Here is a 14,666-nt window from a genome sequence, read left to right on the forward strand (position 1 = left end):
AGCACAAAGAACACAAAGAAACGGCAGATCAGACGCAAATCAGCAACTTCTCTGCGTTCTTTGTGATCTCTGTGGTTAAAAACCAGGCTTCATTTGGAACCGCTGAAACTGACGCCCGCCCATCCCAGGCGAAGGTTAGTATCTTACCAGCTTCTGCCCTGGCAGAGCACGACCACAGGATTGGGAAGTTGTTTCTTGACAAGCCCTAATCGCTGTGCTACGCTTTCTTGGGGTATTTATCATGAGCTTAACGAAATTGAGCGAATCATCAACGAGCGATACGACGAAATCATCATCGCCTGGCGCCATGAACAGGCTAAGCGGCACAATCGCTAAGGTCAGGATCACCATTGACCCCGAGTTCAGGCCGTATGTGCCCGTGCTCATTCCCGACCTGGATGCCGTGAGAGCGTTAGCTGAACAGGTTCATCAGCAGAACAAATACTGGCAGGGTGAAGCATTCGGATGGGACGTGGAATATCACCCATCCCGACCCGAACCACCGCCGCACTCGAAGATGCAGTTTACGCCGGCAGATTTCTGGATAGGGGATGCCACTATTTGGGGATTCTCCATGATGTGGGAACGCGGTGATGACAAACCGCCGGTGGAAACGGTATCCGATGGCAACATCGTCGAGGAACTGCAGCCTGTATAACTGATTCACAGGTCCGGCATCATAGACGCAAGAGGCCGCGCCGCTGGATGACAGAAGAAGGATTGCAGGATCTTGAACTAAGCCGATAGCGTCCTGCACCCAGAGCAGTCTTTGCGTTGAATATCTCCTACTCACCCAAAATTGTATCAATAAGTGCCAGCGTCAACTGACGCGTGCTGACCGGGCTGTCTGCGGTTTCCTGATTGGGGCCGACGCAGGCCGGGCAGCCGCCGCGACAGCCGCAGGCCATGACCAGGTCACGTGCAGCCTGCAGCAGGGTGGTGTGTAGCTCGAAGAGCCGCGGGGCAAGGCCGATGCCGCCGGGGATGCGGTCGTACAACGTGATCGTCGGCAGGCCGTTGTGCTGGCTCTTGAAATCGTGCGTCGCGCCCAGGTCACGCGGATCGCACATCAGGTGCAGCGGCGCCACGTTGACCAGGGCGTAGGCGAGACCGGCCAGGCCGCTGCGCACGTGGACGATCATCTCCGCACGGCGATGGCAGGTCCGGCAGAGGGTGGTCAGATTCTCCGGCCGGTTGGCCTCCAGGTAGGCCTGGTTGCCCAACGGCGGCGGGCCGGGGATGTAGCCAAAGAAACGAAAGGGGACGCGGTGATGCACATCGTGCTGGCGCGCGGGCGTCTCCGCGGCGCCGCAGCCTGTGCAGCGATAGCCGTCACGCGCCCGCACGTGGCCCCGCTGCTCCTGCCAGTTGGGGCCATAGTCCAGAATCGGCTCGTCCCACCACAGGCCCTGGCTACGCAAACTCTCACTGGCTTCCTCCGGCAAGCTGAGCCAATAGGCCGTGGTGTCCATGCGCTGCTCAGGGAGTTCAATCGTCCCAGTGCCCAGGGTTTCCTGCGTGTAGAGCCGGACTTTGCGGTAGGTGGTGGCCTGGGTAGTGACGGTGACTTCGCCCTGGCCACGCAGGCTGCTGCCCAGCCGTTCTTGTTTCTCCTCACGACGCACCAGCACCGTGGTGGTGCTGCTGGCTTCCGTGTAATACTCCAGGCTGACAGGCTGCACAAAGGCCTGCCCGGCCGGCCAATCCAAGCGCGTCACCAGGTAGCTACTGCCTTCGTGCAGATAAATCGCCCCTTCGTGCAACAACAGCGGCACGCTGAAACGGTCGAGCACGCCGATGACCGGCGCGGCGGCCGCGGTCGGAGCTGCGGCGGCGTCGGCGGCCAGAATGGTGACGGTGTCATTGCCGGCCGCACGCAGTGACACCTGGCGCGCCGGCTGGTTCTCGTTCATCCAGTACCAGGCGTCGCCGCTCTGATGCAGCAGCCCCTGCTGTGCCAGGTAGGCCAGCAGTTCCTGCGTAAAAGCAACCTGTCCAAAAGTTTCAGCGGTCGTCAGCGGCAGCTCGAAGGCCGCGCACTGCAAATGGTTCAGGAGGATGACCAGGTTGTCGGGGTTGATGTAGGCACGCTCCGGACTTTGCTCGAAGAAGTAGCGCGGATGGGTGATGACGTACTGATCGAGCGCGCCCGGGCCGGCGATGAGGATGGCCGCGGCCACGCCCTGGCGACGTCCGGCCCGGCCCATCTGCTGCCAGGTGCTGGCAATGGCGCCGGGGAATCCGGTCAACACGGCCGCGCCCATTTGACCGATGTCCACCCCCAATTCGAGGGCGTTGGTGGCAATCACGGCGCGCACCCGACCCTGGCGCAGGCCGGTTTCGATGGCCCGCCGTTCTTCCGGCAGATAGCCTCCACGATAGCCGCGCACGGCATCCGGGTCAACCTGGTGCTGCGCGCCGCCCGGCTGTTGGCGGGCTGTGGGCAAAGGCCGTTGCACGCGGCGCCGCAGATAGGTCAGCAGCAGTTCGGTGGTCAGCCGGCTACGCGCAAAGACGATCGTCTGCACCCCGTGCGCCAGGAAATGAGCAGCCAGGCGTTCAGCCTCCAGAACGCTGGAGCGGCGCAGGCCCAGGTCGCGATTCACCACGGGCGGGTTGTATAGGACTACGTGACGCGTGCCCTGCGGCGAGCCGTCACGGTCCAGCAGGCGCACCGGCGCTTCCAGCAGGCGTTCGGCCAGCTCTTGCGGGTTGCCGATCGTGGCCGAGGTGCAGATGAACTGGGGCGCACTGCCATAGAACTGGCAGAGGCGGCGCAGGCGGCGCAGCACGTTGGCGACATGGCTGCCAAACACCCCGCGGTAGGTGTGCAGTTCATCCAGCACAATGAAGCGCAGATGCGTAAACCAGGCGGCCCATGACGGGTGGTTGGGCAGGATGCCGGTGTGCAGCATGTCCGGGTTGGTGAGCAGGATGCGTGCCTGGCTGCGAATGGTGCGACGTTGGCCGGCCGGGGTGTCGCCATCGTAAGTGCTGGCGCGGATCGGCGCAGCGGTCGGGCCTGATTCCGCGGCGTGGAGGGTGGTCAGCAAGGTGTTCAGTTCGGCCAACTGATCCTGGGCCAGGGCCTTGGTGGGGAAAAGGTAGATGGCGCGGCCCTGCGGCTGCTGCAGAAGGGTGTGCAGGACCGGCAGGTTGTAACACAGGGTTTTGCCTGACGCCGTGGCGGTGACGATGACCAGGTTTTCGCCGCGCAAGGCGATCTCTAACGCCTCGGCCTGGTGGGTGTACAGATGAGCCAGCCCGCGCTGCTGCAGCGCGTGCGCCAGGCGCGGATCGAGCGCGGCCGGAATGGGCGCGAATTGCCCGGCGCGGGCCGGCAGCTCCTGCCAGGCAGTTACCTGGCGCATGAAGTCGGCGTCCTGCCGCAACTCAGCCAGGCAATCCTCGATGCTCATGGCAATGGCTCCTGCCGGCGTGCTATGGCCGGCTGCTCCCGCCCATGATGGGCTGAGGCACGGGAGTGGCCGGCTGGATGACCGGCAGGGTGTGGAGGCGCGTGCCCAACTCGATCTGCGCCGCATTTTCGGCCGTGACGCCGTTGGGGACATCGGTGACGCCGTTGGCCCAGAGCAAGAAGTTGACCACGCGCCAATACTGGGTTGGGGTCAAATCGCCCGGCGCAGAGTAGGGCATGGTGAGCGAGACGTAATCGTAGAGCACCTGGGCGTTGGCAAAACGACGCAGGGCGCCGGCAGAGACCACGGCCGGCGCGTAGTTGTTGGGTATTTGGAAACCTTCCGGCGGATGGTCACGGCCGTGGCACTTGGCAGAGGCGCAGTTCTGGTGCTCCTCGTCCCAGGTGGCGCGCCAGGCTGCGGTGAGTCCCTGGCCCACGTCGCCATGACAGGTGGAGCAGCGCTGGGCGTAGACTTCGACGCCGGTCTGGCCGGGGGGAGTGGGTGTGCCGGCAAAACGATAGGGCGCCACATCCGGCGGTTGAGCCAACCAGGCTGCGACCGCGACGCCGGCCACGATGACAAGCAAGAGGGGAGCGATTAGACTTGTTTTCATAGTTGAGGCGTTCAGGCAGAAACCCTGTTAATCCTGTCAATCCTGTCCAACAAAAAGCCCGGCTGTCACCGCCGGGCTTGATGGACAAGGCTGCCATGGTTGGCTGTTAGCTGGTACCCTTCAGGCGTGGGTCGAGCGCGTCGCGCAGACCATCGCCCAGGAAGTTGAAGGCGAACATCGTAATGGCCAGGGCCAGGGCGGGGAAGATGGCCTGGTTGGGATAGGTGCGTATCACCTGGGAGCCATCAGCAATCATCGAACCCCACGAGGGCGTCGGCGGATTGACCCCCAGGCCGATGAAGGAGAGAAACGCCTCCAGGCTGATGTAACCGGGAATGGAGAGGCTTTCGGCCACGATCAGGGGGCCAATGATGTTGGGCATGATGTGGCGGAACATGATGGACATGTCTTTGGCGCCGATGGTGCGGGCCGCTTCGACATATTCCTTTTCACGGACTGACAGCACCTGGCCGCGGGAGAGGCGGGCCATCGTCTCCCAGGCGGTCAGTCCAATGCCCACATAGATGAAGAGCACACCTCCCAGGGCGGCGTCCAGTTGACTGATCGCGTAACTAAAAGTACCTGGCTCTGGTTTGGCGAAGGTGGAGCGGAAGAACGCCATGAGCAGAATGATGAACAGGATCTGCGGGAAGGCGTAGAGAATGTCCACGATGCGCATCATGATGTTGTCAACACGACCGCCGAGGTAGCCAGAAACGCTGCCAAAGATCACGCCGATCAGCAGGCTCACCAATGGACCGATGATGGCCACGGTGAGGGAGATGCGCGAGCCGAAGACGATGCGGCTGAAAATATCGCGGCCCACATAGTCGGCCCCGATAGGATAGTCCGCACTGTACCTGGCGTAGGGCTTCATGGAGGTAAAGATGGTGGGCACCCAGGTAGGCACTTTGTTGACATCCAGCAGCGTCTGGTCAGAAAATGACCTGGGCGCAATGAAGGGAGCGCCCACAGCCAGAACAATGAGCATAAAGATGATCGCCATGCCCATGACGGCTGCGCGATTGCGGATGAGCCGGCGGAAGGCCTCAGCCCACAAGCTGTCGCCCTTGCGCGCCAAGTTGATCGTGACGGCGCTGCTATTTTGTGTACTCATTTGCGAGGCTCCTCTTCCGAATTTAGGCGTAGCGGATACGCGGATCCAGGAAGCCGTAGAGAACGTCCACGACCAGGTTGGCGATGACCAGCAGGATGGCGTAGAGCAGAATCGTGCCCATGATCACGGGGTAATCACGGTTGGTGATACTGGTAATGAAGTATTTGCCCATCCCCGGAATGCCAAAGATGGTTTCGGTGACAAAGGTACCGGTCACTAAGCCGGCAAACATCGGTCCCAGGATGGTGACCACAGGGATGAGCGAATTCTTGAGCGCGTGGCGTGTCACCACCGTGCGCTCGGTCAGGCCCTTGGCACGCGCCGTGCGGATGTAGTCTTCGCGGACCACCTGGAGCAAGCTGGCGCGTGTCAGGCGGGCGATGATGGCGGAGCTGCCCAGCCCCAGCGCGATACAGGGCATGGCTGCATAGCGGAAAAAATCCGGCCCCAGGTTGGAGGGCAGAAAACCGAGCACGAACGGCGGTTGAGCGCCCCAGCCGGTGGGTGGCAGCCACTTGAGGGTGACACCAAAGATCCACACCAGGATTGGCCCCATCACGATGACCGGCACCGAGACACCGAAAATAGCGACACCCATGCCGAGATAGTCAAAAAACGAATTCTGTTTGAGAGCAGCCAGGATGCCAAGTGGCATACCGATAATCACCGCTACGATCAGGGCGATGAGACCCAGTTGCGCGGAGATGGGGAATTGCTGGCGGAAGATATCATTGACCGTGCGGCTGCGTGACGTAAACGACGGCCCAAAATTCATCCATTTGATCCACTGCTTGTCACCCACCTTGATGTTGACGATGGCGTCATCCAGGAGAGAGGTGTTGGGCGGTACAGAGGACAGCTTGGGCACAATCACGTTGGACAGATAGTCAAAATACTGTACGATCAATGGGTCATTCAGATGATAGCGCTTGTCCAAGATCGCAATGATCTCAGGCGGCAAGGCTTTCTCTTTGTCAAACGGGCCACCGGGCACAGAGTGCATGAGGGTAAACGTGATGGCTGACACCACAAACATGGTGAGCACCATCCAGAGCAGGCGGCGTACGATGTAACGTCCCATTTTCTGCGGTCTCCTTTATCCATCAGCGTGCAGACCCTCACCCCCGGCCCCCTCTCCCGTCGTGGAAAAGCACACGACGGGAGAGGGGGGGTAGGGCCTGAACGGTTACGGTGGAAGTTCTGTCATCCTGAAATGAAGCGAAAGGACCTGTTGCGCACAGATGGGGCAGCCGCGGCCAGTGGCTTCGCTGCCTTCAGCATGACACAACGCATTGCCGGCGGCGATGAGATGGCGAACATGTCCGCCATCTCACCGCACAGAGGGTGAGAGAAGCACTGCTCCTCCCACCCCATTGGATCAACTTACTGCGTGATGTCCCACTTCTCGTAGGACTCATGGCCAGAGGCCGAGAAGGTGCGGACGACGTACGGCTTGGTCACTGTGTTGCGCGTGTACCAGTAGATCGGTGCAATCGCAGCGTCAGTGTTGACCAGGATGTCTTCCGCCTGCGCGTAGAGCTCGAGGCGCTTCGCAGGATCTGCCTCGACTGCAGCCTTCAGGACGATCTCCTGGAACGTATCGTTCTGCCAGTTGATGCCACCACCCTCGGTCGGGTTCGCAGAACCGCCCTTGATGAACACTTCGCGGGTGAAGTTATTGGCATCCGGGTAGTCCTGGCACCAGCCCAGACGGTAGATCTGCGGCGTACCGATCGGATCACGGATGGTCTTCAAGAAGACCTTCCATTCCTGGTTGGTCACCTTGATATCAACGCCCAGGTTGGTCTTCCACATCTGCTGGATGGCCTCCGCAATCTTCTGGTGACCCGAGGAGGTGTTGAACATCAGGGTGATGTCCAGCTTATCCTTGGTCAGGCCCTTCTCGGCCAGGTAGGCATCGAGGTCCTTGTTGGCCGCGGCGACATCGAACTTGATGCCCAGATCCGGGTGATCCGCCATGGTCGGTGCAGCAGCCAGGCCGGGGCGAGCAAACCACTGCGCCGGCTCCTGGCCGCCCTTGAGCACGTTGTCAATCAGGCTCTGGCGGTCAATGGACTGGGAGAGGGCACGGCGCACGCGGGCGTCGTCCACAAACGGAGCCTGGGTGTTGAAGCCATAGTAGTAGGTACACAGGTTCGGGGCCGTCACATACTGCTTGGACAGGTCAGGGTCAGCCTTGACGCGATCAATGTCGGCCAGCGGCACACCGGTGCTATCCAGATTGCCGGCTTCGTACTCGGAGAAAGCGGCCGTTTCATCCAGCATCGAGAAGACCACTTCGTCCACCTTGGGCTGAGGCACGGCATCGGTGCCGGGCCAGAAGGGATTCTTGACGATGCTCAACTGCGAGTCATGGATCCAGCTCTTCAGCGTGAAGGGGCCATAGCTCTGGAAGAAGCCAGGCTCGGTCCAGCGATCGCCGCGGGCGTCGGTGCAGTCGCTGCCATCAATGACCCAACTGGGCTGCGCATGAGCGACCCACAGGCCGATGATATTGGCATTGTAGGCAGCAGCTTCGTTGAAGTCAACCTTCAGGGTGTAGGTGTCCACCACGGTGACGCCCACCGTGGCTGTGTCGGTGACCGTGCCACTGTTGAAGTCGGTGGCGCCGGCAACGGCGAAGCTCAGCACGTACGCGTAGTCAGAGGCGGTTTCAGGCTTGAGTGTGCGCAGAATGCCATACTGGAAGTCATAGGCATTGACCATGCGGTCCGCGCCGTTGCAGTCCTGAACCTTGTTGACGACGTTCTTGGCGCCATCATACTTGACCCACGGCACATCATTGCGCAGTTGGAAGGTGTAGCTCTTGCCATCTGCTGAGATGTCCCACTTGGTCGCCATGCCAGGGTTGAGCGCCGAGGTCACTTCCTCGAGACGGGTCAGGCCGACGGTCGTGGAATCCACCACCTGCACGGACGACGTATCGCTCGAAAGGGCCGGGTCAATCGTCGGCACATCGCCGTGCCGCCGGTGTTCTGACGCAGAACCTTGGGGCCTACCGGCGGGACTGCCGTCACTTCCACAACCACCGTCTTCTCGACCACCACCGTCTTCTCGACTACCTTGGTGACCTCAACCACGACGGTTTCCTTGGCCGGTGTCGGTGCAGCGCCGCCGCAAGCCGACAGAACTAAACTAGCAATAACCAGGACTGCGAGCAAAACAGTCCGCTTTGTCGAACGCATGAGTATCTCCTCCTAAAAGGGTGTACAGAAATTGTCGCGTTCACGACCATTTGTCGTGAAGCGCGTTGTGCCACCTTCTACGCAGCGTGCCAGGCCGTATGCAGTAGCAAACGAATCATCGAGCCTCAATCACCCCCCTTCATCCATAAAATATACGGCAGTCACAGGCGCGATCTGTAAATTCGGGCGCCTGCAAGACGTTACGTCTTTTTTCGCCAACCTGCGCCGGCCCAGGGGCACAGCCGGAGCAGCATGACGACCGCAATGAGCGCCTATCCCAGTAACCGCTCTGGCCGGTCCACGGCAGCCACTGCGGATAGGCTTCTAGTAGAGATGGCAGGCCGTGAAATGGTCGCTGCCGACACTCTTGAACTCCGGTTCCACCTGGCGACAAATATCCATCACCCGCGGACAGCGGGTGGAGAAGTAGCAGCCCGGAGGTGGGTTAGCCGGGCTGGGCACATCGCCCTTCAGAATGATGCGTTTACGTGTTTGCTCGGCCTGGGGGTCCGGGATCGGCACAGCCGACAGAAGGGCCTGGGTGTATGGATGCAGCGGGTTGCGATACAACTCGGTGCGCTCGGTCAGTTCCACAATTTTGCCCAGGTACATGACGGCCACCCGATTACTGATGTGGCGCACCATCGAGAGGTCATGGGCAATGAACAGATAGGTCAGGTTGAACTTGGCCTGCAGGTCTTCCAACAAATTGACGATCTGCGCCTGAATCGAAACGTCCAACGCGGAAATCGGTTCGTCACAGACGATGAACTGCGGGTTGATAGCCAGGGCACGGGCAATGCCGATGCGCTGGCGCTGGCCGCCCGAAAACTCGTGCGGATAGCGATTGATGAAATACGGATTGAGGCCCACGATCTGCAACAGTTCTTGCACACGGTTGCGGCGGCTCTGCTTGTCGCCAACGTTATGTACATCCAGCGGTTCACCCACGATGCTGCCCACGGTCATACGTGGATTCAACGAGGCATAGGGATCTTGGAAGATCATCTGCATTTGGCGGCGCTGGCGGCGCAGGTCTTCACCCTTGAGGACGGTCAGATCTTTGTCTTCGAAGAAGACATGACCGGCCGTGGGGCGATAGAGCTGCAAAATCGAGCGTCCGGTGGTTGACTTGCCGCAGCCGCTTTCGCCGACCAGGCCCAGGGTTTCCCCGCGCTTGATGTTAAAGTTCAAACCGTCAACCGCCTTGATGGCGCCGACCTGTTTCTGAAAGATGATCCCCTGGGTAATGGGGAAGTGCATCTTCAGGCCATTCACGCGCAGGATATAGTCGTCGGACTTTACTGAACCGTTCGTACTCATGACCGCGCTCCTCCTGTGGTGACGTCTACCCAGCAGGCCGCCTTGTGTCCCGGACCAACCGGCGCCAGCAGCGGGTTATCTTCCTCGCATTTGCCAATCTTATATTCGCAGCGGGCCGCAAACGGGCACCCCTTTGGCAGCGCAATCAAGTCTGGTGGAAAACCTTCGATAGACTTCAGGCGCACCGGCTTGTCTTCGTCCAGGCGGGGCAATGACCCGAGCAGACCCAACGTGTAAGGGTGGCGCGGGTTGTGGTACAGCTCACGCACAGCCGCCTCTTCGACGATGAATCCGGCATACATCACGAGCACGCGCTCAGCCATGCCGGCCACCACGCCCAAGTCGTGGGTGATCCAAATGACCGCCATGCCGATCTTTTCTTTGAGGCTCTGCACCAGGTCAACGATTTGGGCCTGAATCGTCACATCCAGGGCGGTAGTCGGTTCATCAGCGATGAGCAACTGCGGGTTGCACGACAAGCCCATGGCGATCATCACACGCTGGCGCATGCCGCCCGAGAACTGGTGCGGGTAGTCGTCGAGACGATCGGCTGCGGCCGGAATACCGACCAGCTCCAAAAGCTCCACGCTGCGCTTACGCGCCTGCTCTTTGTTCATGCCGAGGTGCAGGATGAGCGTCTCGCTGATCTGAAAGCCGATGGTGAGCACGGGGTTGAGCGAGGTCATCGGATCCTGAAAGATCATGGCGATGCGATTGCCGCGAATCTGCCTCAGCTCATCCGGATCCAGCTTCAACAGGTCACGGCCATCAAAAATGACCTCACCAGCCACAACCTTACCGGGCGGCGAGGGAATGAGCCGGGTCAACGACATGACGCCGACGCTCTTGCCACAGCCGCTTTCGCCGACGATGGCCAGGGTTTCCCCTTCATTGAGTGAATAAGAGATGCCATTGACAGCATTGACTACGCCATCTTTTGTGAAGAACTGAGTGCGCAGTCCACGAACATCAAGCAGGACTCCCATGGGCGCCTCCCTGGCTGGGCGTGATCGAAGGATGAACAATGAACGGACGAAAGGAGGGGGAAAGAAGGAATGCGGAACGGGTAAGGAGAAAGACGCCATGGACAACTTTGAGTTTAGCACATCAACTGGCACTTGTCAAAGTGTCTGCTGCAACGCGAAGCGCCCTTTACTGCTTCTTCACGGCATCTTAATCTTCCGATTCCTCCGCCAGGGGCAGTTCAACAGCAACGGGGGCGCCCACGCCGATCTCGCTGCTGTTGTGCAGGCGGCCGCCGTGCGGCGCACGCGCTCATGGGACTCTCTGTGCTCGGTGACGTCGCGTCCCACCGACTGAATTTCAAGCAGGCGCCCCCCGTGATCGGGGATGGCGTGATCGGTCCGATGTTGCCAATGCGCGCCGGCGTCGGGGGTAAGCACACGATGTTCAACTGCACTGGTTTACGCATCGCGTCACAGGTGCGGCCAAATCTGCACGGCGGATACGATCTATATCATACCGGCGCGCCAGGGCGGCAAGTACAAACTCACATTGCCGCGCTCGACCTTTCCCGCCAATCCGCTCTTCAGAATTGCCGCCTGTCACAGGGCCCCCTGATGGTATCTTTTCAAAATCCGGGGGAGGCAGGCCGGCGGGGCGACCGCAAGGGTGCGCCCCTACAAGATACATGAAAAGGAGGCACTGCATGCAAGCTTCGTCGCCCGTCAGTGCGCCGGCCCCGCCAGGGCTGGCCGAACGCCTGGCGCAACGTGGTATCAGTCGGCGCCAGTTTCTCAAATTCTGCGGCGCCATGGCCGGGGCGTTGGCGTTGCCGCCCCGCTTCGCGCCACGCATCGCCAGCGCCCTGGCTGCAGCCCCCCGCGTCGCGGTCGTCTGGCTGGAATTTCAGGACTGCGCTGGCAACACCGAGTCCTTCCTGCGCGCCAGCGACCCCACCGTGACCGAAATCGTCCTGAAACTCCTGTCGGTCAACTACCACGAGACCATCATGGCGCCGGCCGGCCGTATGGCCGAGAAATCGCTCATGGACACCCTCCATAATAGCCTTCAGATGCCCGGACAATTCATCGCCGTGGTCGAAGGCGCCATCCCCCTGAAGGACGGCGGCGTCTACTGCACCGTGGCCGGGCAGACCGGCGCGCTCAGTCGTATGGGCGTGGGCGCGATCGTCATGTGGGGCTTCCTGATCCTCAGCGGCCGCGCGGGTGCGGCCCTCACGCTCAGCGGCACGCAATGGATATGGGTGCTCCTCACCTCCGTACTGCTCTCGGGCTATGTGTGGACATGGTATCGGGCGCTGCAAACCGCGCCGGCCACGGTCGTCACCAGTGTGTTGACCATCGGCGCCGTCCTCACGGTGGGCCTGAGCATCGTGCTCGAAGGCAAACCCACCACCGGCTTGCAGGTGGCCGGCTCCGCGCTGCTCATCAGCGGCTGTCTGCTGTTTCTCTGGCGACAACTGCGCGCCCTGCCCCGCGCCGAGGCCGCAGCGTGACGGTGGCGCTGTTGACGCCGCCTGCACGCCAAGTCCTACCCAACGGGGCCAGCAACGCCCGGCTGGATGGCCCCCAGGTCTTTGCGCGCTACTCGTTCATGCCCAATCAACTGGGCTACTGCGGCGCGGATGACCCTGGCGCGCTGTTCGACTATGCCGTCGCCGGTATGACCGACACCGGCTTGCGCCTGCTGCTCGGTTCGTTTCAGGGCGCAGTGCCCTACATGAAGCTGATCGCCCAGGGCAATCTGATTGCAGACCCCTTCGATCGCCGCGTGGTCGAAGCCTATTGGATCGGCAACGACCTGCTCAACCACGTCGAAGCACGGGCCTTGCACGCGTCCCTCCAGGCGCGCTTCGCCCGCCAGATGAACCAAAAGACGCTGGAACTGGTGCTGGGCAAGGCGCCGGCCGGCGCCCGGCCCCATCACAGCTTCCACGTGATCGAAGTGTGCCCGCGCAACGGCTGGCCGCAGGCGCTGGGTTACATGGATAACTGCCGCATCAGTTGGGGGCAGGTGCAGGGCGTGGTTGGCGCCGAACTCCGGACCGCGACGACGCCGCTCATCTTGCAGGACGGCCAACTCACGCTCGCCGCGCCGGTCATGCGCCAGGTGCTGCGCCAGATTGACGGGCGTGGTTTTACCGACCACGTGCAACCGGGCGACTGGATTTCGATTCATTGGGGTTGGGCGTGTCAAGTCCTGACCGCGGCGCAGGTGCGTCAGCTCGAATACTGGACGCAGTACCACCTGCGCCTTGCCAACCAGACGTTGTAGGTAACTGCTCAGGCGGCCCCCCTGCCCCCCAATCCTGGGGGAGCCGAATGCTTTTCCCCCCAGGATTGGGGGGCAGGGGGGCACTCCGGGCGCTATCGAGACCATTCTCACTGCCTGGCTGAGCAGTTACCGTTATAGGCTCCCTTCAATCAGTTTTTGACCATCCGGGTCAGGCTCTTATCGTAACTGCTGGGTCTGCCTGGAATTCAGACAGGATTCACAGGATTGACAGGATATTCGAACTCTCGTGGCGGTAGTTTTGCACACCACAGAGCAAGAATCCTGTTCATCCTGTTCATCCTGTTCATCCTGTTCATCCTGTCAAATCAACTTGCAGGGTGAGCAGTTACCAGACGGAGCCAAAGCCAGATGACAACAACCATCACGGTAGCACAGCCCATCCTCAGCGCCAACGACGCGGTTGCAGCCGCCAACCGCGCGGCCTTCGACGCGGCCGGGGTCACGGTCTTCAACCTGATGGCCTCACCAGGCGCGGGCAAAACCAGCTTCATCCTGGCAACCGCCAGCCGTTTGCCGGCGGCTCAGCGGCCGGGCGTCATCGAAGGCGACCTGGCGTCGCGCATTGACGCCGATCGCATCGCGGGCCAGGGCATCCCCGTGGTGCAAATCAACACTGGCGGCGGCTGTCATCTGGATGCGCCGATGATCCAGACCGCGCTGCCGGCGCTGCCCCTGCCTGACCTTGATCTGCTCTTCATCGAGAATGTGGGCAACCTGGTTTGTCCGGCCAACTTTGCGCTCGGCGCCCATGCCAACATCGTCATTGCCAGCGCGCCCGAAGGGCACGACAAGCCATACAAATACCCCGGCATGTTCGCCAGCGCCACGGTCGTCATCCTCAACAAGGCCGATCTGCTGGCCGTCTTCGATTTCGAGCTGGACTACTTCGGCCGCGGCCTGCAGATGGTCAATCCGGGCGTGCCGTTGTTCGTGCTTTCCTGTCGCAGCGGCGCCGGCTTCGAGCCGTGGATGCAGTGGCTGGCGTCGGCTGCGGCCGCCAACCGGGAGAGGAAATAGAGCCTTATGTGCCTCGGACTTCCAGGTCGCGTCGTGACCATCGAGCCAAATCCGCTGGGCATGACCATGGGCGCGGTTGACTTTGCCGGCAACATTCAACGCATCTGCCTGGCCTACCTGCCTGAGGTGCAGGTGGGAGATTACGTGCTGGCAAACATCGGTTTTGCCACCGCACGCCTCAGCGCGGCCGAGGCGCAGGAGGTCACAACCTTCCTGTGCGATCTGGACGACCTAAATTCAGAGGCTGAGAGCTTGTAGTTCGGCCAATTTGCGTCTTGCGCCAAATGTGGCAGGCTAGTATAATGGTCGTCATGATGAGCACCAACCCACGCGCTACCGTAACGCCGCCAGCCACGTTCGTGATCATCCCCACCTACAACGAGGCCAACAACCTGCCTGCCATCGTGAGCGCCCTCTTTGCGCTGGCGATTGACAACCTGCACATTGTCATTGTAGATGACAACTCCCCTGATCGCACCGGCGATGTGGCCGAACGTCTGCGCCGGACCCATCCGCGTCATCTGCACGTCATGCACCGGCCCGGCAAGCTGGGCCTCGGCTCGGCCTACCGCGACGGCTTTCGCTTTGCCCTTGACCAGGGCGCAGACCTCATCATTCAGATGGACGCCGATTTCTCTCACTCGCCCGACCTACCTCACCGAATTCCTGCGCCACATCCAGACCTGTGA

General features: G+C 61.1%; 13 protein-coding genes. 6 read left to right on the forward strand and 7 right to left on the reverse strand.

Annotated elements, in window-relative coordinates:
- The first annotated feature begins 241 nt into the window (after positions 1–241).
- Complete coding sequence (locus IPF85_RS02575) at positions 242–658, forward strand: hypothetical protein (RefSeq protein WP_343406500.1); 417 nt, start codon at positions 242–244, stop codon at positions 656–658.
- A gap of 127 nt (positions 659–785) precedes the next feature.
- Here the strand turns inward: IPF85_RS02575 and IPF85_RS02580 are convergent, their stop codons facing one another.
- The 7 genes from IPF85_RS02580 to IPF85_RS02610 all read right to left on the reverse strand — a co-directional run bounded on the left by IPF85_RS02580 (position 786) and on the right by IPF85_RS02610 (position 10,667).
- The gene (locus IPF85_RS02580) at positions 786–3,419 is read right to left on the reverse strand and encodes a DEAD/DEAH box helicase (RefSeq protein WP_343406501.1); all 2,634 of its coding nucleotides are present in this window, start codon (positions 3,417–3,419) and stop codon (positions 786–788) included.
- Between the two features lie 22 nt (positions 3,420–3,441).
- Complete coding sequence (locus IPF85_RS02585) at positions 3,442–4,035, reverse strand: hypothetical protein (RefSeq protein ID WP_343406502.1); 594 nt, start codon at positions 4,033–4,035, stop codon at positions 3,442–3,444.
- Positions 4,036–4,141: 106 nt separating this feature from the next.
- Entirely contained in the window at positions 4,142–5,152 is a 1,011-nt protein-coding gene (locus IPF85_RS02590; RefSeq protein WP_343406503.1) for an ABC transporter permease, read from the reverse strand.
- Positions 5,153–5,174: 22 nt separating this feature from the next.
- Complete coding sequence (locus IPF85_RS02595; protein WP_343406504.1) at positions 5,175–6,233, reverse strand: ABC transporter permease; 1,059 nt, start codon at positions 6,231–6,233, stop codon at positions 5,175–5,177.
- A gap of 302 nt (positions 6,234–6,535) precedes the next feature.
- A complete protein-coding gene (locus IPF85_RS02600) occupies positions 6,536–8,128 on the reverse strand; it encodes a peptide ABC transporter substrate-binding protein (protein WP_343406505.1) in 1,593 nt (530 codons plus the stop codon).
- A gap of 554 nt (positions 8,129–8,682) precedes the next feature.
- Positions 8,683–9,681: a dipeptide ABC transporter ATP-binding protein gene (locus IPF85_RS02605; protein ID WP_343406506.1), complete on the reverse strand. Its 999-nt coding sequence runs from the start codon at positions 9,679–9,681 to the stop codon at positions 8,683–8,685.
- A complete protein-coding gene (locus IPF85_RS02610) occupies positions 9,678–10,667 on the reverse strand; it encodes an ABC transporter ATP-binding protein (protein WP_343406507.1) in 990 nt (329 codons plus the stop codon). The genes IPF85_RS02605 and IPF85_RS02610 overlap by 4 nt, the downstream gene beginning before the upstream one ends.
- 683 nt (positions 10,668–11,350) lie before the next feature.
- Here IPF85_RS02610 and IPF85_RS02615 point away from each other — a divergent pair.
- The 5 genes from IPF85_RS02615 (at position 11,351) to IPF85_RS02635 (ending at position 14,666) form a co-directional block, all read left to right on the forward strand.
- On the forward strand, positions 11,351–12,160 hold the full coding sequence (locus IPF85_RS02615; protein WP_343406508.1) for an EamA family transporter: 810 nt from the start codon (positions 11,351–11,353) through the stop codon (positions 12,158–12,160).
- Entirely contained in the window at positions 12,157–12,939 is a 783-nt protein-coding gene (locus IPF85_RS02620) for a DUF6390 family protein (RefSeq protein WP_343406509.1), read from the forward strand. Before IPF85_RS02615 ends, IPF85_RS02620 begins: the two co-directional genes overlap by 4 nt.
- Before the next feature lie 369 nt (positions 12,940–13,308).
- Positions 13,309–13,977: a hydrogenase nickel incorporation protein HypB gene (gene hypB / locus IPF85_RS02625; protein WP_343406510.1), complete on the forward strand. Its 669-nt coding sequence runs from the start codon at positions 13,309–13,311 to the stop codon at positions 13,975–13,977.
- Positions 13,978–13,983: 6 nt separating this feature from the next.
- Positions 13,984–14,235 carry a HypC/HybG/HupF family hydrogenase formation chaperone gene (locus tag IPF85_RS02630; RefSeq protein WP_343406511.1) on the forward strand — a complete coding sequence of 84 codons (252 nt, stop codon included), beginning with the start codon at positions 13,984–13,986 and terminating at the stop codon, positions 14,233–14,235.
- Between the two features lie 44 nt (positions 14,236–14,279).
- A complete protein-coding gene (locus tag IPF85_RS02635; protein ID WP_343406512.1) occupies positions 14,280–14,666 on the forward strand; it encodes a glycosyltransferase in 387 nt (128 codons plus the stop codon).

This window comes from Candidatus Amarolinea dominans (genome assembly GCF_016704685.1).
Classification (GTDB): domain Bacteria; phylum Chloroflexota; class Anaerolineae; order SSC4; family Amarolineaceae; genus Amarolinea; species Amarolinea dominans.

Excerpts from the sequence above, each read along its gene's own strand:
- IPF85_RS02575 (WP_343406500.1), top strand. The coding sequence starts at position 242 with ATGAGCTTAACGAAATTGAGCGAATCATCAACGAGCGATACGACGAAA.
- IPF85_RS02580 (WP_343406501.1), bottom strand. The coding sequence starts at position 3,419 with ATGAGCATCGAGGATTGCCTGGCTGAGTTGCGGCAGGACGCCGACTTC.
- IPF85_RS02585 (WP_343406502.1), bottom strand. The coding sequence starts at position 4,035 with ATGAAAACAAGTCTAATCGCTCCCCTCTTGCTTGTCATCGTGGCCGGC.
- IPF85_RS02590 (WP_343406503.1), bottom strand. The coding sequence starts at position 5,152 with ATGAGTACACAAAATAGCAGCGCCGTCACGATCAACTTGGCGCGCAAG.
- IPF85_RS02595 (WP_343406504.1), bottom strand. The coding sequence starts at position 6,233 with ATGGGACGTTACATCGTACGCCGCCTGCTCTGGATGGTGCTCACCATG.
- IPF85_RS02605 (WP_343406506.1), bottom strand. The coding sequence starts at position 9,681 with ATGAGTACGAACGGTTCAGTAAAGTCCGACGACTATATCCTGCGCGTG.
- IPF85_RS02610 (WP_343406507.1), bottom strand. The coding sequence starts at position 10,667 with ATGGGAGTCCTGCTTGATGTTCGTGGACTGCGCACTCAGTTCTTCACA.
- IPF85_RS02615 (WP_343406508.1), top strand. The coding sequence starts at position 11,351 with ATGCAAGCTTCGTCGCCCGTCAGTGCGCCGGCCCCGCCAGGGCTGGCC.
- hypB (WP_343406510.1), top strand. The coding sequence starts at position 13,309 with ATGACAACAACCATCACGGTAGCACAGCCCATCCTCAGCGCCAACGAC.
- IPF85_RS02630 (WP_343406511.1), top strand. The coding sequence starts at position 13,984 with ATGTGCCTCGGACTTCCAGGTCGCGTCGTGACCATCGAGCCAAATCCG.
- IPF85_RS02635 (WP_343406512.1), top strand. The coding sequence starts at position 14,280 with ATGGTCGTCATGATGAGCACCAACCCACGCGCTACCGTAACGCCGCCA.